This is a genomic window from Paractinoplanes atraurantiacus, assembly GCF_900215205.1.
GTDB lineage: Bacteria > Actinomycetota > Actinomycetes > Mycobacteriales > Micromonosporaceae > Actinoplanes > Actinoplanes atraurantiacus.
In genome coordinates, this window is sequence record NZ_OBDY01000019.1 from 132,752 (window position 1) to 155,968 (window position 23,217).

16 protein-coding genes are annotated in these 23,217 nt (G+C 71.0%); 10 read left to right on the forward strand and 6 right to left on the reverse strand.

The window, feature by feature from the left end; translation table 11 throughout:
• The first annotated feature begins 39 nt into the window (after nucleotides 1–39).
• The 3 genes from CRP55_RS33355 to CRP55_RS33365 all read left to right on the forward strand — a co-directional run bounded on the left by CRP55_RS33355 (nucleotide 40) and on the right by CRP55_RS33365 (nucleotide 3,087).
• A complete protein-coding gene (locus CRP55_RS33355; protein ID WP_097325416.1) occupies nucleotides 40–1,245 on the forward strand; it encodes an ATP-binding protein in 1,206 nt (401 codons plus the stop codon).
• 28 nt (nucleotides 1,246–1,273) lie between these two features.
• Nucleotides 1,274–1,816 (forward strand): DoxX family membrane protein, encoded by a 543-nt coding sequence (locus CRP55_RS33360; RefSeq protein ID WP_097325418.1) that lies wholly within the window; start codon nucleotides 1,274–1,276, stop codon nucleotides 1,814–1,816.
• Between the two features lie 104 nt (nucleotides 1,817–1,920).
• Nucleotides 1,921–3,087, forward strand: a complete 1,167-nt coding sequence (locus CRP55_RS33365; RefSeq protein ID WP_438865835.1) for a glycosyltransferase 87 family protein — start codon at nucleotides 1,921–1,923, stop codon at nucleotides 3,085–3,087.
• Nucleotides 3,088–3,139: 52 nt separating this feature from the next.
• Here the strand turns inward: CRP55_RS33365 and CRP55_RS33370 are convergent, their stop codons facing one another.
• From CRP55_RS33370 to moaC, 4 genes are read right to left on the reverse strand one after another with little or no spacing between them, the layout of a single operon-like run.
• Complete coding sequence (locus CRP55_RS33370; RefSeq protein WP_097325422.1) at nucleotides 3,140–3,565, reverse strand: molybdenum cofactor biosynthesis protein MoaE; 426 nt, start codon at nucleotides 3,563–3,565, stop codon at nucleotides 3,140–3,142.
• Complete coding sequence (locus tag CRP55_RS33375) at nucleotides 3,562–4,797, reverse strand: molybdopterin molybdotransferase MoeA (protein ID WP_097325424.1); 1,236 nt, start codon at nucleotides 4,795–4,797, stop codon at nucleotides 3,562–3,564. Before CRP55_RS33375 ends, CRP55_RS33370 begins: the two co-directional genes overlap by 4 nt.
• Before the next feature lie 9 nt (nucleotides 4,798–4,806).
• Entirely contained in the window at nucleotides 4,807–5,331 is a 525-nt protein-coding gene (locus tag CRP55_RS33380; protein ID WP_097325426.1) for a MogA/MoaB family molybdenum cofactor biosynthesis protein, read from the reverse strand.
• A complete protein-coding gene (gene moaC, locus CRP55_RS33385; protein ID WP_097325428.1) occupies nucleotides 5,304–5,795 on the reverse strand; it encodes a cyclic pyranopterin monophosphate synthase MoaC in 492 nt (163 codons plus the stop codon). The genes CRP55_RS33380 and moaC overlap by 28 nt, the downstream gene beginning before the upstream one ends.
• Nucleotides 5,796–6,276: 481 nt before the next feature.
• Between moaC and CRP55_RS33390 the strand changes: the two genes are divergently transcribed.
• Genes CRP55_RS33390 through CRP55_RS33400 form a run of 3 tightly spaced genes read left to right on the forward strand, consistent with a single transcriptional unit; the run spans nucleotide 6,277 to nucleotide 10,455 of the window.
• On the forward strand, nucleotides 6,277–8,811 hold the full coding sequence (locus CRP55_RS33390) for a putative bifunctional diguanylate cyclase/phosphodiesterase (protein WP_097325430.1): 2,535 nt from the start codon (nucleotides 6,277–6,279) through the stop codon (nucleotides 8,809–8,811).
• Nucleotides 8,808–10,067 carry a glycosyltransferase 87 family protein gene (locus CRP55_RS33395; RefSeq protein WP_179855437.1) on the forward strand — a complete coding sequence of 420 codons (1,260 nt, stop codon included), beginning with the start codon at nucleotides 8,808–8,810 and terminating at the stop codon, nucleotides 10,065–10,067. Before CRP55_RS33390 ends, CRP55_RS33395 begins: the two co-directional genes overlap by 4 nt.
• Before the next feature lies 1 nt (nucleotide 10,068).
• Nucleotides 10,069–10,455 (forward strand): TFIIB-type zinc ribbon-containing protein, encoded by a 387-nt coding sequence (locus tag CRP55_RS33400; protein WP_438865834.1) that lies wholly within the window; start codon nucleotides 10,069–10,071, stop codon nucleotides 10,453–10,455.
• A 574-nt stretch (nucleotides 10,456–11,029) separates the two neighbouring features.
• Here CRP55_RS33400 and CRP55_RS33405 read toward each other — a convergent pair.
• Nucleotides 11,030–12,199 (reverse strand): SUKH-3 domain-containing protein, encoded by a 1,170-nt coding sequence (locus CRP55_RS33405; RefSeq protein WP_097325432.1) that lies wholly within the window; start codon nucleotides 12,197–12,199, stop codon nucleotides 11,030–11,032.
• Nucleotides 12,200–12,287: 88 nt separating this feature from the next.
• Here CRP55_RS33405 and CRP55_RS33410 point away from each other — a divergent pair, with 88 nt between their 5' ends.
• From CRP55_RS33410 to CRP55_RS33420, 3 genes are read left to right on the forward strand one after another with little or no spacing between them, the layout of a single operon-like run.
• Nucleotides 12,288–12,713 (forward strand): YbaB/EbfC family nucleoid-associated protein, encoded by a 426-nt coding sequence (locus CRP55_RS33410; protein WP_245923540.1) that lies wholly within the window; start codon nucleotides 12,288–12,290, stop codon nucleotides 12,711–12,713.
• Nucleotides 12,706–13,038 carry a hypothetical protein gene (locus CRP55_RS33415; protein WP_097325435.1) on the forward strand — a complete coding sequence of 111 codons (333 nt, stop codon included), beginning with the start codon at nucleotides 12,706–12,708 and terminating at the stop codon, nucleotides 13,036–13,038. Before CRP55_RS33410 ends, CRP55_RS33415 begins: the two co-directional genes overlap by 8 nt.
• Nucleotides 13,035–17,132, forward strand: coding sequence for a toxin glutamine deamidase domain-containing protein (locus CRP55_RS33420; protein ID WP_143235077.1), 4,098 nt, complete (start codon nucleotides 13,035–13,037; stop codon nucleotides 17,130–17,132). Before CRP55_RS33415 ends, CRP55_RS33420 begins: the two co-directional genes overlap by 4 nt.
• Before the next feature lie 336 nt (nucleotides 17,133–17,468).
• Here the strand turns inward: CRP55_RS33420 and dnaB are convergent, their stop codons facing one another.
• Entirely contained in the window at nucleotides 17,469–18,905 is a 1,437-nt protein-coding gene (gene dnaB, locus CRP55_RS33425; protein ID WP_097325439.1) for a replicative DNA helicase, read from the reverse strand.
• A gap of 403 nt (nucleotides 18,906–19,308) precedes the next feature.
• On the opposite strand from dnaB, the gene CRP55_RS33430 reads away from it, so the two are divergent.
• Entirely contained in the window at nucleotides 19,309–23,163 is a 3,855-nt protein-coding gene (locus CRP55_RS33430; RefSeq protein WP_143235079.1) for a hypothetical protein, read from the forward strand.
• Nucleotides 23,164–23,217: the final 54 nt, after the last annotated feature.

Genomic DNA, 23,217 nt, shown 5'->3' on the forward strand with positions numbered 1-23,217 from the left:
TCTAGCGTTGAAGCTAGACGGCCCGATACTGTGCAATCCGTGGATCCGGTGAGGAACCCGTACGCCCCCGGCGCCGGCCAGCGCCCACCCGAGCTGGCCGGGCGCGACCGTGAGCTGGACGCCTTCGACGTGGTGCTCGAGCGGGTGGCCCGCGGCCGCCCCGAGCGCAGCCTCGTGCTGACCGGCCTGCGCGGCGTCGGCAAGACCGTCCTGCTCAACACGCTGCGCTCGGCCGCGATCGGCCGCCTCTGGGGCACCGGCAAGATCGAAGCGCGCCCCGACCAGTCGCTGCGCCGGCCGGTCTCGGCCGCGCTGCACATGGCGATCCGCGAGCTCGCGCCCCACCATCGCGACCCCGACCGGGTCGACGAGGTGCTCGGCGTGCTCAAGGCGTTCGCGCTGCGGGCCAACGACAGCAACGCCAAACTGCGCGACCGCTGGGCGCCCGGCATCGACGTGCCGCCGGCGCGGGGCCGGGCCGACTCCGGCGACATCGAGATCGACCTGGTCGAGCTCTTCACCGACGCCGCCTCGCTCGCCACCGACGTCGGCACCGGCATCGCCCTGTTCATCGACGAGATGCAGGACCTCGGCCCGGCCGACGTCTCGGCGCTGTGCGCCGCCTGCCACGAGTTGTCCCAGCTCGGCGCCCCGCTGATCGTGGTCGGGGCCGGCCTGCCCCACCTGCCGGCCGTGCTGTCGGCGGCGAAGTCCTACTCCGAGCGGCTCTTCCGCTACCAGCGCATCGACCGGCTCGACCGGGTCGCGGCCGACCTGGCGCTCTGCGCGCCGGCCGCCCGCGAGGAGGTCGAATACGAGGCCAAGGCTCTCGACCTGCTCTACGAGAAGTCGGGCGGCTACCCCTACTTCGTGCAGGCGTACGGCAAGGCGACCTGGGACCACGCGCCGCAGTCGCCGGTGACCGACGCCGACGTGCGGGTCGCCGCACCCGAGGCCGAGGCCGAGCTGGCGGTGGGCTTCTTCGGGTCGCGGTTCGAGCGGGCCACCCCGGCCGAGCGCGAATACATGCGGGCCATGGCGGCGCTCTCCGGCGAGCCGGACAACGACATGGACGCGGCCGTGCCCACCGCGGAGATCGCGACGGCCCTGGGCCGCAAGCCGGCCAGCCTCTCCCCGGCCCGCGACGCCTTGATCAAGAAAGGCCTGATCTACTCCGGCGAGCGCGGCACGGTCGCCTTCACGGTGCCGCATTTCGGCCGCTACCTGCGCACGCAGCCGGTGTGATCCGCGCCGGACGGGTATAACCAGGTTCATGAAGCCTGTACGCACCGTCGCCCGCGCGATGCTGGCCTCGATCTTCGTGGTCAGCGGCGTCCGCGTCCTGCTCAACCCCGATGCCAAGCTCGAGACCGCCCAGCGGGTCACCGACAAGGTCGGTCCGTGGCTGGAGAAGACCGATCCGCGCCTGCCCTCCGACGCCCGGACGCTCGTGCAGGCGAAGGCGGCGAGCGACGTGGTCGCCGGTCTGGCCCTGGCCACCGGCCACTTCACCCGCCCGGCGGCGGCGGTGCTGGCCGCGGGCCTGCTGCCGACGACCGTCGCCGGCCATCCGTTCTGGGACCGGTCGCGGCCGGACCGCGCCCAGCAGGAGACCCAGTTCCTCAAAAACCTGGGCCTGCTCGGTGGTCTGCTGCTCGCCGCGGCCGACACGCAGGGCCAGCCGGGTCTGCGTTACCGCACCTCGCACGCGGTCGACCGGTCGCAGCGCAAGGTCAAGCGCGCCGTCCGTACGGCCAAGCGCGAAGCCAAGATCGCCGCGATGAGCGCGGCGGCGGCACGCAAAATGCCCGGCTAACAACCTCCTTGCGATCTTTGCGTTAAAGCCCACGAGGGGCGCGCTTCCGCCTGCCTGGACTCGAGAGCGACGGGGGTCGCGCCATGTCGGCGGTCATTCTTGAGATGTACGGGGTGAGCACGCTCGCCGCCGATCGCCAGGCACTCATCGCGTGGCTTTCGGGCGACGAGCTTTACGCGTACGGGATGAGCCTGCCCCCGGCCGCGGCGATCCTGCTCCTCCCGGCGGCCGCGATGCCACTCGCGGTGGCCGGCGGCATGCTCGCCCTGGCCGGGATGGCCGCGCTCTTCCTGGCCCTGACCGCCCTGGCCGGCCCGGTGGCCCGCCGCTACGGCCGGGCCCGCCGCCCGGTCGTGCTCGCCACCGGGGCCCTCGCCCTGCTGCTGGAGCCGGTGCGGGCAACGCTCGGGCTCGGCCATCTCGATCTGATCCTGTTCGGCCTGGTGGTGGCCGATCTGGTGGCTCTGCGCCGCTCGGCCTGGGCCCGCACCCGCGCCACCTGGTGGCCGTCGACGCCGCGGGACGGGCGGCTCCGTCACCTCTGGCGGACCGGCTCGTGGGCCGGCGCCGGCATCGGCATCGCCTCGGCCATGGCTCCGGGCACGCTGCTGTTCATCGCCTATCTGGCGCTGACCCGGCAGTGGCGGGCGGCGCTGACCGCGCTCGGCACCACAGCGGCCCTGGTCGCCGGGGCGTTCGTGGTCGCGCCCGGTGCGAGCGCGGCCTGGTTCGGCACCGTGCTGCCCGGCATCGACCGCGACGGGCCGTTCGACTCGCCGACCAACCAGTCACTGGCCGGCGTGCTGGCCCGCCTCTACGACTCGGCCAGCACTCCCGTGATGGTCTGGTTGTCGTTCGCCGTGCTGCTGCTCGCGGTCGGCCTGATCCGTGCCCGAGCGGCGCACACCGAGGGCGACGAGATAGCGGCGTTCACGCTGGTCGGCCTGGCGGGTGCGGCGGTGGCCCCGGTCAGCACGGCGAACGAGCTGCTCTGGATCCTGCCGGCCATCCTGATCCTCATCGACGCGGCAGTACGCCGCCGAACCAACCCGAGGCGCCCGGCCGTACGCCGCCTCACGGGCCTGGGCCCGCTCTCGGCCGCCGCCGCGGTAACCGTCGTCTTCGCTGTGCCGCCCATCGGCAACATCCCCGCGATCACGGCGATCCTGCTGCTCAACGCCCTGCCCTGGCGCCCCGCCGCCCCGGCCCGCCGCCGTCCAGCGGCCCTATCACCGCGCGTGCCGGCCATCCCCGGCCCCCGGGCCAGTTGACCGCTCAAAGCGGCCGTCGCCTCCCGAGCCGTCGCCGGAGGCCGGCGCCGGCTTACGGGCAGTTGACCCACTCGTCGGAGCCGTCGGTGAAGACCTGGCGCTTCCAGATCGGCAGCCGGGCCTTGGCCTCGTCGACCAGCCGGGCGCAGGCCGCGAACGCGGCGGCCCGGTGCGCCGTGCTGACCGAGGCGACCAGAGCGACGTCGCCGATGGCCAGCGTGCCCACGCGGTGCGACACGGCGACCGCGTAGACGTCCGGGTCGGCGGCGATCTCCTCGGCGACCTCACGCAGGACCGCGGCGGCACTCGGGTGACCCTCGTATTCCAGCAGCGTCACACCGCGGCCGTGGTCATGGTCGCGGACCACGCCCTGGAACGACACCACGGCGCCGGCGCGCACGTCGGTGACCGCCTTCTCGTGCGCGGCCAGATCGAGCGGTGCGTCCAGCACCTCGCTGACGGCGATGATCCCAGTCATGGGCGCTCTCCGGTGACCAGTGGAAGGGGGAGGAACGGGACGAGGTCGCCGGCGGCCACCTCGGTGCCCGGGCGAACCACGACGAAGCCGTGGGCGTTGGAGAGGCCTCGCAGCATGGCCGAGCCGACGTGGCCGACGGGAGTGGCCACGCGGCCCGACGGGTCGAGGCGGGCCAGGGCGAGGTGGGTGTCGTTGCCCCGGCCGCGGACCACCGAGGCCGCCTCGACCGTGGGCAGGGCCGGGGCCGGGCGGCCCTGCAAGCCCGCCAGCAACGGGGCGACCAGGGTGATCAGCGCGATCACGGCCGACTGCGGGTTGCCGGGCAGGCCGGCCAGGAAGCGGGAGCGACCGTCCTCGCCGGGGACCCGGGCCAGCAGCATCGGGAAACCGGGGCGGACACCGACGGTGTTGACCACGTATTCGGCGCCCAGCTCGGCCAGCGCCGGATGAAGGTGGTCGACCGGGCCGTGCATGGTGCCGCCGGTGGTGCAGACCAGGTCGGCCGTGCGCAGGGCGCCGCGGACGGCGGCCAGGTGAGCCTCCAAAGTGTCCTGTACCGGGCCGGCGATCGCGGACGGGTCGATGATCGCCCCGTAGCGCCGCAGCCAGCCGGGGACCTGCGGGCCGAGTGAGTCACGCACCCGGCCGGCGCCCGGCGTGCCCGCGGTCAGCAACTCGTCGCCGAAGACCAGCAGGGCGGCGCGGGGTCGTGGATAGACGCTGAGCGACTCGTATCCGCAGGTGGCGGCCACACCGATCACGGCCGGGTCGATGGCCGTGCCGGGCGGCAGCAGCACCTCACCTTTCGCCGCCTCCTCGCCCGGCATGCGCCAGTCGGGCACCGCGTGCCGGCGCGGCTCGCCGCTGACCCGGCCCGCACCGTCGCGTGTGGAGTCTTCGATCCGCACCAGGGCCGCGGCACCGGACGGCACCATCGCGCCGGTGGCGATCTCGACGCACGTGCCGTCCTCGGTCAGCGGGTCGGCGACCCCGCCGGCCAGCACGCGGCCGACCGGGCGCCACGGCTGCGGGCCGCGCACGGCCCAGCCGTCGATGCTCGAGGTGGGGAAGGCCGGCAGGTCGGTCAGGGCCCGCAGCGGCTCGGCGAGCGTGCGCCCGTCGGCCTCGGGCAGCGAGACCGGCTCGGCCGCCGCCGCCGCCGAGCGGCCGGCCGCGTAGGCCAGGGCCCGGGCCTGCTCCCAGTCGACCGGAGTCGTGTCGTCAGCGCTCACCGGTCGAGCCTATCCAGCCCCACTGCTTTGGGGGTGGTCGCCGCCACGGATCTGGTCTACCGTGTGCCGGAGCAGGGGGCCCAGCACGGCGAGTCCGTCCTTCGCCCCGCCGGTTGATCCCGGCAGATTGACGATCAGCGTGTGGCTGGCGACACCGGCCAGACCGCGGGAAAGAGCCGCGGCCGGCACCTTGTCGCGACTGTGCGCGCGGATGGCCTCGGCGATGCCGGGGACCTCGAAATCGAGCACACCACGAGTCGCCTCGGGGGTGCGATCGGTCGGGGTGACACCGGTTCCGCCGCTGGTCAGCACGACGTCAATCCCGTCGGCAACCGCCTGGCGCAATGCCTCGGCGACGGGTTCACCATCCGGAACGACCACCGGGTCTCCGGTCACCGTGCAGCCGAGCTCGCGCAGACCCGCGACGAGCCGCGGCCCACTGGTGTCCTCGTAGATCCCCGCAGCGGCACGATTGCTCGCCACGATCACGCGGGCGGTGATGTCGCTCACGGCCGGTCCTCCGGACGTACCCAATCGCCGGTCTTGCCGCCTTCTTTGCGCAGGACGCGGACGGCTTCGATGCTCGCCGCCGGATCCACCGCCTTGATCATGTCGATCATGGTGAGGCCGGCGACGGCGACCGAGGTGAGCGCCTCCATCTCGACCCCGGTGCGATCGGCGGTCTTGGTGGTCGCGGTGATCTCGATCGAGGTGTCGGTCAGGGTCAGGTCGACCTTGACGCCGTGCAGCCCGATGGGGTGGCAGAGCGGCACGAGATCGGGTGTCCGTTTCGCCCCCATGATCCCGGCGAGACGGGCGACGGCGAGCGCGTCGCCCTTCGGAAGGCCATCGCTCTGCAACAGGGCGATCACCTCCGGGGTGGTCACGACACGACCGGCGGCAATCGCACGGCGTGCGCTGATCTCCTTGGCGGAGACGTCGACCATACGGGCGGCGCCGGCCTCGTCGACGTGAGTGAGCTGGGATTCGTCGGGCATACCAGGAGCTTATAGAAAGTTCATACGGCCGTGAGTTCGCACGGCCGTGATGAGCCCTGCACAATTTAAATCGGAATGTAAATGCCGGCCGTCTATGTGCTGGTCAGACGGGGTGTGGATCACTTAGGAAATGGACACTCGGAGGGTGAGAACAAAAGCACAGAGTGCGATTTGGACACTGCGGCCATAACGGTATTCCAGATCGCTCTGAGTTTCCATTCCTAAGCAGTGAGTAACGAGCCAACGAGCTGTTATCACTTTCTGCTCATACTCACACAAAACACTATGAACCTGGTTGAAAGCCCAATATGTTTCTGGTCGTCGCGACGCACTGATGAACTTCCGCCGCCGAGATCAGCAGGGAGAGGGCCATGCGCAGCAACCAGGAATGGGACTAATCCATAGGTGCGCGAACGGGCGCCGGGTGCATACGCTTGAGCCCGAAGCGACGGCTTCGATGCGCTCAGTGACAGGACCCGGGATGCCCCCCACTAGTTCCAACGACGACGCGACCGATCGACAGCTCCGGCTGTTCGTCGGTCTCGTCGTCGTTGTGTCGCTGTGCGGGGCCGGCCTGGTGGTCGCCTTCACCATGGCTCGGCCGGCCGCGCCGACCAACTTCGCCGTGGTCGGCCTGATCTTCGCCGCGATCATCCTGGCCAGCTGGCTGCGCGTGCGGTTCCGGGTTCAGTCCAGTCAGGACGTCACCACGTGGGTCGAAGTGCCCATCCTTATCGGACTTGTCCTGGTTCCGGGGCCGTGGGTGATCCTGTCGACCGCGTGCGCCGTCACCGTTCTGCGCGTCGCGCGGCGAAGGCCACCCCTCAAGATTACGTGGCAGGTGGCCAAGGACAGCCTCTCGACCTCGGCCGCCGCCGGGGTCCTGCTCGCCTTCGGCGTCATGCCGAGCACGAGCGATCCGCCGTTCGCGGCCGGGGCCGTGGTGGCGGCGCTGTGCGCGATGGCCGTGATCGACCAAGTGGCGTTCATTCCTATTATGGCGATTTCATCGCATTCTCGGCTGCGCGATGTCGCCACGCGCAATCTTGACGTCAAGATCGTCGGTTATGTCGTACGGCTCGTCGCCACCCTCGTGACGCTGGCGCTCCTCGCCTACAACGGTGACCCGCTGCTGCTGCTTCTGCTGCCGCTGATCGTCGCGTGCCTCCAGCTGTGGCAGTCCGGTCGCGTGCGCACCCGCGAGGAACGCGACTCCTGGCAGCGCCTCGCCGAGGCCACCGACGCCCTCAACGCGGTCGACCTCACCCAGGTGCTGCACTCAGCCGTCTCCCGGGCCGCCGTCATCTTCTCGGCCAGCGAAGCCGAGATCGACCTCGCCGTGGCCGGCACCGACGACCGGGTCGTGATCGGCTCGGCCGGCGGCATCCGGCACGACGGGTCGCCCGGCACGGCCAAGAACAAGCATCGCGGCGAGGTCACCACCGACCTGATCGCGCACGACGGCACGCTGCGCGTCGGCGTGCTGCGGCTGCGCTTCGGCGGCGCGGTCAAGCTCACCGAGTTCGAGCAGTACAAGCTCAAGACCTTCGCCTCCGCGCTCTGCACGGCCATCCGCAACGCCTCGGCGTACGCCGAACTCGCCCGGATCAGCGCCCAGAACGCGCACGACGCCGCGCACGACGCCCTCACCGGCCTGGCCAACCGCCGCCAGCTCTACGACCGGGCCGCCCGCCACTTCTCCGGCGACAGCGACGACGGCGTGGTCGCCCTGCTGCTCATCGACCTCAACCACTTCAAAGAGGTGAACGACACGCTGGGCCACGCCGCCGGCGACGCCGTGCTGCGCAAGGTGGCCCGCCGGCTGAGCACGGCCGCGGCCCCCGGCGACCTGGTCGCCCGGCTCGGCGGCGACGAGTTCGCGATGCTGCTGACCAACCTGCCGACCCCGGCCATGGCCGGTCACCGGGCCGAGACCGTTCTCGCCTCGCTCGACGACGCCATCGAGGTCGAGGGCATGCAGCTCTCGGTCTCCGCGGCCGCCGGCATCGCGCTCGCCCCCGGCAGCGGCGGCGTCAACGAGCTCATGCGCCGCGCCGACATCGCCATGTACCAGGCGAAGAAGGCCGGCCAGCAGACCGCCACGTACGCGCACGCGAGCGACACCGCCGACGTCGAACGTCTGGTGCTCGGCAGCGAGCTCCAGCGGGCCATCGCCGAGCGCGAGTTCGTGGTCGAGTTCCAGCCGATCGTCGACCTCGGCAGCGGCGAGGTGCTGTGGGCCGAGGCCCTGGCCCGCTGGCAGCACCCCGAGCACGGCTTCCTGACGCCGATGCAGTTCCTCGAGACGGTGGAACGCTCCGGTCAACTGCCCGCCTTCGCCGACGCCGTCCTCGAGCAGGCCCTCGACGCGTCCAACCAGTGGCGCGAGGCCGGGTTCGACATGCCGGTCGCGGTCAACGTGTCGCCGCGCAGCCTGCTCGACCCGAGCTTCCCCGAGATGGTGCTGTCCCGCCTCGGCCGCCACAAGGTCTCGGCCGAGATGCTGGTCTTCGAGCTGGCCGAGACGCTGACGCTGACCCAGCTCGAGGTGGTGCGCAAGGCGCTCAACCATCTCAGCGAGGCCGGCGTACGCCTGGCCTTGGACGATTTCGGTACGGGGGTGTCGCCGCTCTCGGTCCTGTCACACATCCCCGTCAGCCAGTTGAAGATCGACCGGGAGTTCGTCAGCACCGTGCAGACCTCGTCCGAGGCGGTCGCGGTCATCCGCTCCACCGTCGACCTCGCCCGCAGCCTGCACCTCACGGTGATCGCCGAGGGCGTGGAGAGCGAGCCGCAGCGGCTCTCGCTGTGGGAGCTGGGCTGCGTCGCCGGTCAGGGTCACCTGTTCGCCCGCTCGATGTCGGCCGACCGCCTGCTCGCGACCATGCAGCGGGGCACCGGCGGGCGCACCGGCGCGCTGGCGGCCTCGTTGCACGACGGCGGCGCGGTGGTCCGCATGTCGCGGCGGCGGCCCGGCTCAACCGGGAGATCTTCTCTGCCACACTTGCCCGCGTGAGTGGCGAAACAGCAGCTGAGGACCGTGGCGTCCGGGAGTACGCGGTCGATCTCGCGCTGTATGCGCTCTCCGCCGGGTTCGCGCTGTTCACCGCGACGTCCTCGACACTGCTGCCGCATCGCGCCTGGGGTGCGATCGCGGTCTGGGCGTACGCCGGCGCGTCCCTCGCGGTCGTCGCGCAGCTGATCGCGTACCACCGAAATCGCTTGAAAAGCGGAAGAATCGCACTCACCTGGATCACCTGGGTGGCCGCGGCCGTGGTGCCGCTCGTCGTCCAGGCCGTGCAGCGGGCCGGCGGGCGTGTCGATCGCGCGCAGGAGGAGGTGCTGGTCGTCGAGCGGATGGGCGAGCGCCTCCTGCACGACGGCACGCCCTATCTGAGCCGCGACGCGATCGCCGCCCTGCCGCTTGACGAGCGGTTGATGGGCTACAGCCCCTACCAGCCCGGAATGGCGGTCTTCGGCCTGCCGCGCGCGATCTTCGGGGACTTCTGGTGGACCGACGCGCGCGTGTGGTTCGCGGTCGTCACCGCGGCCGCCCTGATCATGGCCGTACGGATGCTGCGCGAGTCACCGTGGTCCGTACGAGCGCTACAGGCAGTCACCGTTCTGCCGATCTGCGCGCTCACCCTGGCCACCGGTGGCGACGACATCCCGGTGCTGGCTCTCTGCCTTCTCGCGCTCGCCTGCGCCGCTACGGACCGTTATGGATGGGCCGGTCTGGCGGTCGGCGCCGCCGCCGCGTGCAAACTCTTCGCCCTACCCGTGGTGGCCGTCCTGATCGTGCTGGCCATCGTCACCCAGCGCGCCGGCCGCCTGGCTCCGGGCGCGATCGCCCTGCCGGTACTCGTGCTCATCCCGCCGTTCCTGGTCAACCGGGACGCGTTCCTGGAAAATGTGATCCGCTTCCCGCTCGGGCACGGTCTGGTCAAGAGCCCGGCCCAGTCGCCGTTCCCCGGCTATCTGATCGCGGAACATCTGCCGGCCGGGCGCCTGGTCGCGCTGGGACTACTGGTCGCGGTTGCGATCGCCATTACCGTACGCATTTTCCTGCGCCCCCCACGCACGGCGGCGGCCGCGGCGATGATCTGCGGATGGGGCCTGCTGGCGGCGATCCTACTGATGCCGACGACCCGGTTCGGTTACCTTCTGTATCCGGTGGCGTTCCTGGTCTGGGGCCTCGCGCTGCGCCCCGCACACAGCAATCCCACAGGTTTTAGTGCCCCGGCGGATGACACAGCCTTGTACCGTCTGTGAGATGCAGATGACCTGTCCGAAGTGTCACGGCGAGATGCGGGTGTACGAGCGCAGCGGCGTCACGATCGACCAGTGCACCGAGTGCCGCGGAATCTTCCTCGACCGCGGTGAGCTCGAGAAACTCTTCGACGCCGAGTCGTCCTACAACACTCGCCAGGCCCCCCGTCCCGCGGCCGCTCCGCCGCCGCCCGCGCCCCACGCGCCGCAGCCCGGCGGCTACGCGCCTCCGCCGCCGCCTCCCGGCTACGGCCAGCCCACCCCGGGCTACCCGGCCCCGGTGCCCGGCTACGCGCCCGCCCCGGCCTACGGCCACCACGGCCATTACCGGCGCGGCCACCACGGCCACTACCGCAAGCGCAAGGGCTTCCTGCACGACCTGTTCGACTGACGTCCGGCCGCGGCTCACCGCCGGCCTTCACCGGCCCAGCGGTGAGCCGCGCTGCCCTCCAACCAGCCAATTCCCATCGACGAGCCGCTCGCACGCCACCCACCGGCCACCGCTCGTGCCGCTCGCACGCCACCCACCGGCCACCGCTCGTGCCGCTCGCACGCCGGCCGCGGTTCGCCGCCGCCATCAGCACGCCACCTGACAGCCGCTGCCCGCGCCGTTCGCATGCTGCTTGTTGGCGCCGCGCCGTTCGCCGCCGCCGTTGGCATGCCACCTGACGGCCGCCAGTCCGCGCCGCTTCGCCGTCGTTCGCATCCCACTTGCCGGCCGCGCCCGCGCCGCTCGCCGCCGTTCGCATCCCACTTGCCGACCGCGCCCGCGCCCGCGCCGCTCGCCGCCGCCGCCGCCATCAGCACGCCACCTGACAGCCGCTGCCTGCGGCGTTCGCATGCCGTTTGCCGACCGGGCCCGCGCCGCTCGCCGCCACCGTTCGCATGCCGCCTAACGGCTGCCAGTCCGCGCCGCTTCGCAGCCGCCGTTCACGTGCACTTGCCGACCGCCGGCCCAGCTTCGTCTACCAGCTGCCGTCGTCGTGCACGCGGCGGTCGGGGCCGTCGCCTGTCAGCAGGCTGACCAGGGCCTCGTCCACAGTGGCGCCCACCATCCACTCGCCGCCCTGATCGAGTACGAAGACGCGTCCCCGCGTGTCGATCGCCACCACGGCGTCGTCGCCTTCGACTCCGATGGGGAAGAGTTCCTCGCCGATCAGTTCGCCGAGCTCGGCCAGCGCTCCCGCCGCGTACGCGCCCGGCACCGGATCCAAGCGCAGCAGCCGAACCGCCCGCCGCGTGCCCGGCCCTCGACGGCCGCATCGCACGCCGGCGAACTCCGCTATCGCCCGCTGCGCCGCCTCGAACGGCCGCAACCGGTCGCCGCTGATCTCCACGGCCCGCGTCACCAGCGCCGACTGGTCCACCGGGCCGACCCAGCCGCCGCCGGCCAGCGTCCGCGCCACGTCGTGCGGGAAGCGGCCCGGCTCCGGCACCCGCTCCGACCCGTGCCGCCACTCGGTGGTGAAAGCCAGGTCCGACCAGGGCAGTACGGCGAAGTCGACCAGTACCGCGATGCACGTCTCGCACGGGCGGCACTCCGCACCGCCGAGAGGATCGCCCTGGTCCCGTACGAGAAAAGCTTGAAAGCGCGAGTGAAGCAGCCAGGCCCGAGCCTCGTCGAGAGTGATCTCCGGACCGCGGGAGTGCAGCGCGTCGGAGAGCGCGACCAGCTCCGCGTGCCGTTCGGCGCCACGCACCAGTGCCGCCGGATCGGCCTCGTCCAGGCGCCGCCGCACCAGCGGATGGTGGTTGATCTCCTGGTCGCCCTTGACGCCCTGCGCGCGGAAGAGCCGATCGCCGGCGGTCAGATGCGCCACCGTGGTCGGCGCGGGCGAGCGGCGGGTCAGGCGCAGCAGCGAGACGGCGGGGTCGACGGTGCCCGGCGGCAGGGGCCGGCGCTCGCGGTAGATCGCCGCGATCTCCTCGGTCGGCACGCTCGGCCAGGTCGAGAGCACCCCGGTCTCGCGGTCGATCACCGTGCGCGAGCCGTCGCCCGGCGTGGGCAGCACGGTCGACGGCTGCCGCGTCCAGACCACGTACCCCAGATCGAACTCCGCGATCTCCGGCTCGCCGTCCTGGCCCCGCGCCCAGCGTGCGGCGATCTCTTCCGCTTCGGCTCGTGTGATCGCCATTTTTGCCCCCTCTTGAACCCTCTGGTTCGTGGCGACGTTCGCAGATTGAAGCTAACCGACCACGCAAAGTGTTCGAAGGGTGGCGACGATGGCGACGACCGCGAACCGCGACGCGAACCGGGATCTGCGCAACCGGCTCGACGAGATCCATGGACGGTACGCGCGGCTGCGCTCCGATCTGGACGCCCTGCAACATCGGCTCGCATCGCTGCGGGTCACCGCCGCCTCGCCCGACGGCCTCGTCCGCGTGACGGTCGGACCCCGGGGCGAGCTGATCGATCTCCGCCTGACCCGGCGGGCCACCCGGAACATGGACAACGAATACGTGTCCCGGACGATCGTGGCAACCGTCCACAGTGCGGCCGAGAAGGCCCGGCACCAGGTGAAGAGCCTGATGGCCGACTACCTGCCGGCCGATTCGGGATCACTGCGATATCTGGACGACAACGATCTCGGCTCGCTGCTCGGCCGCTCCGACGAGATCGTCCAGGACGTGGCCGGTCGCCATGAATGACCAGCGACTTCGACTCGACCCCGATGACACCCTCGAAGGCTCGCGATCGCTGACGGCGGCCGGCGAGGATCTCACCGCCCGCCGCAACCACGCCGGCGCCGAGATCGCCGCCGCGACGGCGGCCTCGCCGTGGGGCCGCGACGAGTACGGGCGATCCTTCGAGCGCCAGTACCACCCCGTCGAGCAGCAGGTCCTCGACGCCTGGCGGCTGATCGCGGCCCATGTGACCGATCTCGGCGAGGCGGTCGCCCAGTCCGTCCACGACAACCTCGCCACCGACGCCGACAACGCTGGGCGACTCCGCCTCCACCGGAGCCGATCATGAGCGTGCTTCCCAGCCCTGTGCCGCACCCGCTGGAGTTCAGCCCGTTCGACGTGCCCGGCTGGGCCTACACGGCGCTGGAGTGGGTGGTCGGCTTCGACTGGCCGGACGGCAACGAGGTCGCCACGTGGGACGTCGCCGACCGCTGGTATGCCCTGGCCACGGCGCTGGTCGAGCCGAACGACGCCGCGTTCGGCGCGGTCTCGCGGATCCTGTCCGGCTACGAGGGCTCCGCCGCCGACGGCTTCGAAGAGGCCTGGCGGCGGTTGGCGGGCGACGAGAGCGCGCCGCTGAACGCGCTGCTCCAGGCGTCGGATCAGCTCGGCGGCCTGGTCGAGGGCGCCGGCCGGGACATCGAGGGGGCGAAGCTCGAGGCCTGGATCGAGATCGGCATCTTCCTGACCGAGCTCATCGGCATGGGCATCACGGTGATCCTCACGCTGGGCGCGGCGTCGCCGGCCGCCGGCGGCCTGATCATGGCGACCCGCCTGGCGATCCAGCAGATCTTCCGCAAGCTCGTCGAACAGCTCGGCGCGAAGGCGCTGAAGCGCACGGCGACCCACGCGATCAAGCAGCTGGGCACGAAGGAAGGCCTGCGAAAACTCGGTCATGAGGCGCTCGACGAGGGTTTCGACGAGGCGCGCGAGGAGCTGGCGACCAACGGCGGCATCCAGGCCTATCAGCAGTCGACGGGCCGGTCCGACGGCTTCGACCTGAACGACCTGCGCACCTCGGCCGTGGCCGGTTTCGCGGGCGGGGCGGCGTCGAGCGGCGCCGGCGTCGGCTCACACGGTCACGGCGGCGTGGCTCGAGGCGCCGGCGGCGAGGTCCTGGCCGAGTTCGGCGCCGCGGCGGCCTTCGGCGATCTGCCCGATGCGGGCGATCTCGCAAAATCAGCGACTTCGGGCGGAGCGGGCTCTGCGGTCCACTCACTGCCGTCTCTATTTGGGGGTACGCCCTTGAGCGCCCCCGCAACCGGCATCTCACCCCACCTCGCGGGCCCGGTTGACGCGGCGTTCTCTTTTTCCTCGCCGGCTTCCGTGTCGCTGGCCTCTTCCCCGCCGCCTGCTGCTTTGCTGCCTTCTTCCACGCCGGAATCAGCCATACCGGCTTCTCCCTCGCCGGCTTCTCCCACGCTGGCTTCTCCCTCGACGGCTTCTCCCACGCTGGCTTCTCCCTCGCCGGCTTCTCCCACGCTGGCTTCTCCCTTGCCAGCTTCGCCCTCGCCGGCCGAGTTGGTTTCGCCATTCGCGAATCCCGCCGATTCGGTCTCGACGTCCCCGAGCCTCACGGATTCCGTCGCGGCGCCCGCGGCTCCCTCCGATCCGGTCCCGGCGTCCACTCCGAACCCGGCCGATGGTCAGGCACTCACCTCCTCTTCGACGGCTGCCGATCTCACGCCTACGTCGACGCCTGATCTTGGATCGTCCACCGCCGGCCCTTCGACCTCCTCGGCCGCGGGCTTCGACTTCTCGGCCTCGGGCTTCGGCTCCTCGGCCGATCCGGGTTCCCCCTCGACGGCCGCGCCTGCTTCCTCCACGCCCGCTCTGTCCTCGACCGCCGATCTCGCAGCGCAGCCGGCACCCGCCGTACAGACGCAATCCGGTTTTAATGCCGTCGCTGCTTCCACTGCCGAGGCGGCCGTCCTCTCGACAAGCTCTTCCACCCCTGCCGCCACCGCGGGCATGACGCCGTGGATTCCGAGCGTGCCCCGCCGCTTCGGCCCCTCCGCCACCGGCACCGCCGACGTGCCCAACCGGCTGCCTCCCGGCACGACCAGGCGAGCGCCGATGTCCGATCTGGACCGGATCGCCGACGCCTTGGGGCCCCGCACCGCGTCGTCGCGCCGGCGCCCACCCCTGCCCCTGGACCGGACACCGACCACCCACAAGCATCTGAGCAGCTCAGAGGCTTCTCTCCTCGACCAGGCGCTGGCCCCGCCGTCGCCGTTGTCCGATCGCCCCCGTAGCCGTCCGCACGCCAACGCGCCGGTGGACGCGCGCCCGTACATCAATCGAATCCCCTCGCCCCGCCGCCCGGCCCCCGTCATCGCCGCACCGCTGCCGAAGAATTTGACCAACGCCCCGCGCAAGCCGCTTCCACCGCCGGACCTGGCCCGCGCCGAGGCTGCCTACTTCGGGTACGCCGATCATGCCCGCCGCACCCACGAGCTGAATCGGCGCGAGGAGTACGCCAGCTACCTGACCCAGATCGCCGACGACAACCGCGCCAAGATCCTCGACTTGGGCCGCCTGGCCGGCGAGGCCGACCGCGTCGGCTACACCCTTCGGGCCCGCGACTACCGCCACCAGGCTTCCGAGCTGAGCGAGGTGGTCACCGAGATCGAGACCCAGGTCGAACAGATCCGCACCGGCACCGTGGCCCCCGACACCGTGGAGGTGGACCCTCCGGCCTGGTCCCGCATCAACCGCGACGTCGGCGACCTGGCCCCCGGCGGCGTCAGCACCGACGACCGCTCCGCCTTGACCGGCACCGCCGGCCCGTCCCCCATCGACGCCACCCGCCACTACAACTCGGTGGGCGGCCTCCGCCCACCGCTGGCCATCCACCAGGTGGACCTCGAGAATGCCGTCCCCCGCGACCTCACCGGCCGCCCCACCCGCCTACCCGACCCCCGCGAAGGCACCTGGTTCCGCCTGGCCAACGACGGCGGACCCACGGCCGACCCCACTCGAGGCCTCAACTGCGTAGACGGCGTCCTTTCCCTGTTCGACACCTACATCCACGGCCGCCCTCGGGTAGCCGCCCCGAGAACCTTCGACACGTACGCCCACGGCGACCCGACTCGCCCCTTGGGCGGCGAACTGGCCGGCGTGGACCGCATCCGCCAGGCGACCGGCGGCGACTTCCAGTCTTTGTGCCCCCACCTGGGCGGAGTTCCGGCCCTGGAGGCCCAGAAGGCCATGAACCTGGCCTTCACCAACTTGAGCAACCACCTTCTCAACACGGGGCACGGCAGTTTCGCCTTCATCATCACCGACCTGGAAGCAGGAGGCTGCCACTCGTGGTCAGCCGTAAACCACAACGGCACGGTCCTGTTCCTGGACCCCCAGATAGGAAAGCTCTCCGAAACCCGTCCCTTCTACCACCACAGCGGTACCCCCGCCCCCACCAACATCACCTCAATGGACGCCTTGGTGGTAACCGCCACAGGCACCCCATCCCCCCTCCCACACCACGGCCCCGGCCAGTGGTCCACCACTCCGACCGGCACCGATAACACGCTGCCTGATATGTCGCCGGAGGCGACGGCGGAAACTTTGGCGTTCCAATCACTGTCCTCGGCCGAACAGAATTTGCTGAACGAAACTCGCGCGCGATCCCTCGAGATCGCGGACCGGGCGCTGCAGGACATTCAGAGCATCGTTGAGGCGATACCACCATCTGGTGAGGCCGCAAAGCCTCGAGTGGTCGATACGCAACATCGCGCCAAGACGGCAACCTCTCTGGCCAGGGCTTTTCTTCAGCTCGACACCTTCGACGGGACCACGTTGGATAGGTTCGTCGCCGCGCAGAAAGACTTGGTGCGGTTCTCCGTCGAGATTCCGCTTGCCGGCTATGGCCAATCCGTCGCGCAAATCCTGGAAGGTATGAGATCGGCTGGTTACACGGTGACCAAGATCCTGAGTTTCTGGGCAGATCGCTTGGGACGACACAACGGCCTCAACGTCTCGCTGACCGACCCGAACGGCCACCTGCTCGAGGTCCAGTTCCCTACGGCTCTGTCACGGGCAGTCGGAAAGGACACGCACGCGCTCTACAGCCGGGTACGCAATGATCGATTCAGTGCCGAGGAACGTGTCGAAGCACTGCTGGAGATCTTCTCCGTCAATCACCAACGCGGCTTGGTAGAGAACCAGCCGTCTGACCTTGACACGCTCAACGCGTTATCGCCCGTAGTCAACAAGGACACCGGCCTGGCCAGTTGGATACGGTCGAACCGGAGAACATGGCTCGCCTACCTAAGGAGCCTGGAGTCCAGTGGCGAGTCGTTTGGTCAAGTACTGGCCCGACACAATCTTCAGTACAGCGACGTGATGATGTCACCTGATGAGGCAGGGACGGGTTACTCATGACGGACCTCCCGTTTCATTACACGGAAGTTCTCAAGTCGGATATGTCAGGAAGGACGACCAGCATCGTCGCCTACCAACTGACGCCTGGGGAACCGCTTCGAGCCGTCTTGTGGAGTGTGCGGCACGGAGGATGGGTGTCGGCTCCTGCGATAGCTGCCAGCCTGTTGTACGACGATCAAAACTTCGATCGGCTCCGCGACGTAGATCGATCCGTTGCGGAACGACTCGCCCGCGACTCTCTGCATGTGGAGTTGCCGTCTGAGGCCGACCTCAATGCCTTGGCGGACGAGGGGGAACGTATGGGCTGGCGATACGGCCCCCCTCGATCATGAAGGGCTAGACGATTGCCATGTCGACGAAGCGGGACAAGTGGAGCTGGGCGGCCACTGTGATCGTGTCGGTGGGGCCGTTTCGGTGTTTGGCGACGATGAAGTCGGCCTCGCCTGCTCGGGGGGACTCCTTGTCGTAGTAGTCGTCGCGGTGGAGCAGGATCACGACGTCAGCGTCCTGCTCGATGGAGCCGGACTCGCGCAGGTCGGACAGCTGGGGGCGCTTGTCGGTGCGCTGCTCGGGGCCACGGTTCAGCTGGGACACGCCGATCACCGGGCACTCGATCTCCTTGGCCAGGAGCTTGAGGCCACGGGACAGCTCGGAGACCTCCTGCTGACGGCTCTCGGTCTTTTTCGGCGAGCTCATCAGCTGGAGGTAGTCGATCACCAGGAGCTTGAGGTCGTGGCGCTGTTTGAGGCGGCGCGCCTTGGCCCGGATCTCCATGAGGTTCATGTTGGGGGTGTCGTCGACGAAGATGGGCGCCTCGCTGATCTCGCCCATGCGCCGGGCGAGCTTGGCCCAGTCGTCGTCGGTGAGCTGGCCGGAGCGCAACACGTGGAGCGGCACCCGCGCCTCGGCCGACAAGAGCCGCATCACCATCTCGATCTTGCTCATTTCGAGGGAGAAGATCGCGCTTGCGCAGTTGCTGCGAATAGCGGCATTACGGGCGAAGTCCATGCTGGCCGTCGACTTACCGAGACCGGGTCGCCCGGCCACGATGATCAGCTGGCCCGGGTGCAGACCGTTGAGCAGCCGGTCGAGATCGGAGAAGCCGGTCGGGATGCCGGCCATGCCGCCGCCGGCCGCGCCGATCGCCTCGATCTCGTCGACCGTGGGCTGCAGCATGTCGCCGATGGACGCGAAGTCCTCGCTGACGCGTTTCTCGGTGACGTCGTAGATCGCCTGCTGCGCGAGGTCGACGATGTCGTCGACGTCGCGGCCGCCGTTGCCGTTCGCGCCGTAGCCGAGCTGGACGATCTTGGTGCCGGCGTTCACCAGGCGGCGCAGGATCGCGCGCTCGCCGACGATGCGGGCGTAGTACGAAGCGTTGGCCGCGGTGGGCACGCTCTCGATCAGGGTGTGGAGATAGGGCACGCCACCGATCCGCTGCAGGTCACCCGAGTCGGCGAGCGCGGCGGCCACGGTCAGCGCGTCGGCCGGCTCGCCACGACCGTACAGATCGAGAATGACGTCGAAGATCGTGCTGTGCACCGGGCGGTAGAAGTCGCCGGTCTTGAGGATCTCGACCACGTCGGCGATCGCGTCCTTGGACAGCAGCATGCCGCCCAGGACGCCCTGCTCTGCGGCCACGTCCTGCGGTGGCGCCTTGTCGAGCCCGCCGGAGGGGCCATTGCTCGGCGGACCCCCGGGGCCGGACGGCCCTGATCCGGATTTCGGGCCTGGAGGACGTGCCTCCGGTCGCGCGTCGTCGGTGATCGACACCCGGACCTCCTCCGCTGGCCGCTCGTGAACACACCCTGATCAAACCGCCGGGGTATGACACTTTCGGCTGAACTCCCCACCTTGATCAGGAACAACTTCTCGATCAAGCCCGCGTGAGCGGCTGGACCACTGTACGAACCTGGCCGCCACCTGCCCAACTGCATCGGTGGACGAGTCTCGGGACAACCTGTGGACATCTCGCCTGCGCCTGTGGATATCCCTGTGGACAGCTGTGGACAACTCTCCGTCGCCGCGCCGAACCTGCCTTGTCGAGCAGGCATTACGCCGTCCCCAACTGTGGAGAGCAGAAAAACACCTGCACAGCTGCGAAAAGATGCCTCGCGTGAGCAAGCCGTCGCCCGGAGGCGTTGCGGTTCGCCCGTTGGCACGGCACGCTTTTCGGGTGGACCAACGGGAGTGGGACTACGGCGCCCGCATGTCGCGCGATCGGCGCGGTGCGGACTCGTGGGCCACTCGTAGTCCGGATTCTCCGGATTTCGCCGAGCCTGAGGCGAAATGGTCGTCGCTCACCGACACCGGCAGCATGCAGCCCAGCGCCGAGGCCCTCGACTGGCAGCGCCGTGCCGACGCGTGGGCGCAGCAGGCCGAGTCCGACGACAGCCAGTCCGTCGAGCCGGCCAACCGCTGGTCCGATGTCGCCTCCACCGGCCGCACCACGTTCCCGGCCGACGGCGTGGGCTGGCGCACCGAGACCGCCGAGTGGCGCGCGACCGGCGCCCGCTGGAAGCAGACCACCGAGTGGCGGTCCACCACCGGCTCGCACGGCTGGCGGTCCACGACCGAGGCCTGGCAGACCGGCGGCCGCAGCGACTACCCGGCCGCCGCCGAGACTCCGACCTCCCAGCCGGCCATCTCCAGCACGGCCTGGTCGAGCGGCTCCGACGACCAGAGCGCGGACGCCGGCGCCCGGCCCGCCTGGCAGCAGTTCACCGAGCCCGAGCGGCAGGAACCGCCGAGCTGGCGCGATTCGAGCACGTGGCAGCAGCCCTCACCCCGTACACCCGCGGAAAGCTCTTCGTCCTGGCAGCAGCTGGTCGATCCAGCCCAGCCGTCGCGGCCCTCCTGGCAGCGCGACGCCATCGAGGGCACGTGGAACGACACGGGGACCAGCACCGACGCGACCTGGCTGCGCTCCGGCGACGACGGCCGCCACCTGGTCCGCGAGGACGATCGGGCGGCCTGGCGGCGTGGCGCTCAGCAGACTCCGGGACCGGTCGGCCGCCGTCGCGCGCCCGAGCCGGGGCCTTCCGGCGGTTCGGGCTGGTCGACGGGCCGCTCCGAGGGCGACTCCTGGGACACCGACAATTGGGCCGGGCACACCGACACCGGCAACATTCAGCTGTACGGCGACCCCGGCACGTCCACGACCTCATCGTGGCGAACCGAGGAGCCGGCCGGGAGTGAGCCCGGATACCGCATTCCACCGGCGACGCCGTACGAGTCGTCGCGCCCTTCGCGGTACGACGACGAGCCTCGTGGATACGCGCAGGAGACCCCCGCTCCGCGCAGCCGCCGCGAGCGAGGCCCGCGATACGCCGACGAGGACACGCCCGGCCTCGGCGCCGCGCCCACCTCGGGCCTGGTCGGCGGGGCCACGAGCTATCCCCAGGAGACCCGGGCCCCGCAGGATCCCTGGCCGCCGCAGGAGACCCGGGCCGCCCGTCGCGCCCGAGCCGCCCAGCCGATCGACCGCGATCGCGACGAGACGTCCACGTTCGGCGCGGCCCCCATGGCGTACCCGGACCAGGCGGCCGGCGCAGCACCCCAGGGCGGCATGCCGACACCCGGCCTGCCTCCTCAGGACGACCCGCGCCGGGGCGAGCCGAGGCCGCCCTCCTCCAAGGCCAGGGCCCGCTACAACCCGGGCTCCGCCGACTGGCGTGAGCAGACCGCCTCGTGGGAGGCCGAGCCCGACACCAGCAGCTGGACCCGCGACCCCGACACGGGCCAGTGGAGCCGCTCCGAGGACGACCCCCGCATCCTGGCGTGGCGCCGCGAGGCCGCCCGCCGCGAGGCCATGGGCGAGGGCCCGCGCGCGATCACCGCCGGCCCCGCCGAGGACGTTTCCGAGCAACCCCCGGCCCCGGAGCCGCGCTCCCGGCGTACGCCCCCGGCCCTTCCGCCCGCACCGGCCCCCCGAAGCGGCACGCCGTACGGCTACGGCGCGGCATCCCCCACCAGCGCCGTTCCCGGCCGCGGCGGCTACCCGGAGGAGCCCCGTCGCCCCTACGACGACCCGCCTCCCGCACCCCGCAGCGCCATGCCCTACGGCAGCGCGCCCTCCACCGGCTACCCGGACGGTCCCGCACCCACCGGTCGCGCCGCCTACCCGGACGAGCCCACACCAAGAGGCCGCGCCGGCTACGACGATCCGGCGGCTACCGGCCGCCCGGCCTACCTCGATGAGCCTGCCCGCAACGGCCGTGCCGGCTACCAGGGCCAACCCGCCCTCGGCGGCCGCAGCAGCTACCCGGAGGAACCCACACCCGACGGCCGCGCCGCGTACCCGGAAGACCCCGCGCCCAACGGCCGTCGCCCCTACGGCGACCCTTCCTCCGCGCCACGCAGCAGCACCCCCTACGGCGGTCCCTCCGACCGCGGCGGCTACCCCGACGGTCCCGCCTCCGCGCCACGCAGCAGCACGCCCTACGGCGGTCCCTTCGACCGCGGCGGCTACCCCGACGGCCCTGCCTCCGCGCCACGCAGCGGCACCTCCGACCGCGGCGGCTACCCCGACGGTCCGGCTTCCGCGCCACGTAGCGCCACCCCCTACGGCGGCGGCCAATACGGAAGCGGCAGCGCGGCCTCCCGCAGCGCCCCGCCCAGCAGCGCACCACGCAGCGCTCCCAGCTACGGCGCGGCCCCCGCAGGCGGCTACCCCGAGCGTTACTCGAGCGCCAACCCGGCCAGCGGCACCCCGCGCTACTCCGCGTCAGCCCCCGCCAGCGGCCTCCCCGCGAGTTCGCAGCGCAGCCTCCCGCCGGCCCCACCGCGCTACGACAGCGGCCTCGGCACCGATTCGCCGCGCTACCCCGACAGCGGCCTCGGCACCGATTCACCGCGCTACCCGGACGGCGGCCTGACCGCCGATTCGCCTCGGTACCCGGACGGCGGCACACCGCGCTACTCCACCCCCGCTTCCGGCGCCGGCCTCTCCGGGGATCGGCCCCGTTACTCCCCGTCGGCCCCGGCCAGCGGTCTCCCCGCGGACACCTCGCGCGTCGACGACCTCGGCGGCCAGACCGTTCGCTACCCGGCCGACCCTCCGCGTTACTCCGCCTCGGCCCCGTCCAGCGGCCTCCCGGCCATCGCCCCGCGCTACTCCAGCGCCGCCCCGGCCAGCGGCCTCCCCGCCGACGCCGGATCTCCGCAGTACGGCGCTGGAGCCCCGCAGTACGGCGCCGGCCGGCGCCGCGCCGACGACCAGGAACCACCTACGCGCCGTGGCTTGCTCGACCCCACGGCGTACGCCCAGGAACCGCTGACTCCCGAGGCCTGGCGCCGCGACTCCTCACCGGACGCGCCCTGGTCTCCCGGCGGCACCACCGAAATCAGGCAGCGCCCCGAGCCCGGCGCTTGGCACATCGCCGAGCGCGAGGAGCGGGCAAAGGGCAGCGCGTCCTACCGCGAGGGCGGCGGTAACGACTGGCGGCGAGACCTCGCCGAACAGAGTGATCTCGCCGAGGGGGAGTCCCGGCGGTACGGCACCTCGGATTACGTGCCCTTTCGGTCGAGCGGCTCAGCCGCCGTCGAGGGAACATCGAACTTATCCATGACGTCCACGTCGCTGATCTCGCCTGTGCCGCGGGAGCAGCGCGAGGCCGGCGGATTCCAGGGTCTCAGCGGCTCGTACGAGCGGCGCCCGGTCACCGGCGGCTATCCGACGATCCGCAAGAACGACCTGCTCGACCCGGACGACGAGGAGGAGTCCGAGGAGTCGGGCGGCCCGCTCGCCGCCGTCGGCTACACCCTCGTCTGGTACGGCGTGCCCGTCGTGCTCTTCGTCGTCTACATGGTCGTCTTCGGCGCCGGCTCGCAGACCCACGCGCTGGACACGCTCTCCAAGGCGGCGCCGCAGTTCGGCATCTCGCTGGTCCTGAGCGTCCTCGTGGCGGTCGGCCTGCGCTTCATCAGCCACTCCTGGAAGGCGATCAGCGTGGGCCTCGCCGCCGCGGTCGTCGGCGGCGGCCTCGCCACCGTGCTGACCTCAGCCATCACCGGCAACAGCCTGAGTTGAGAGAACAGAACGGCGCGCCGGGACGAATCCCAGCGCGCCGTTCGGAAAAGCTGC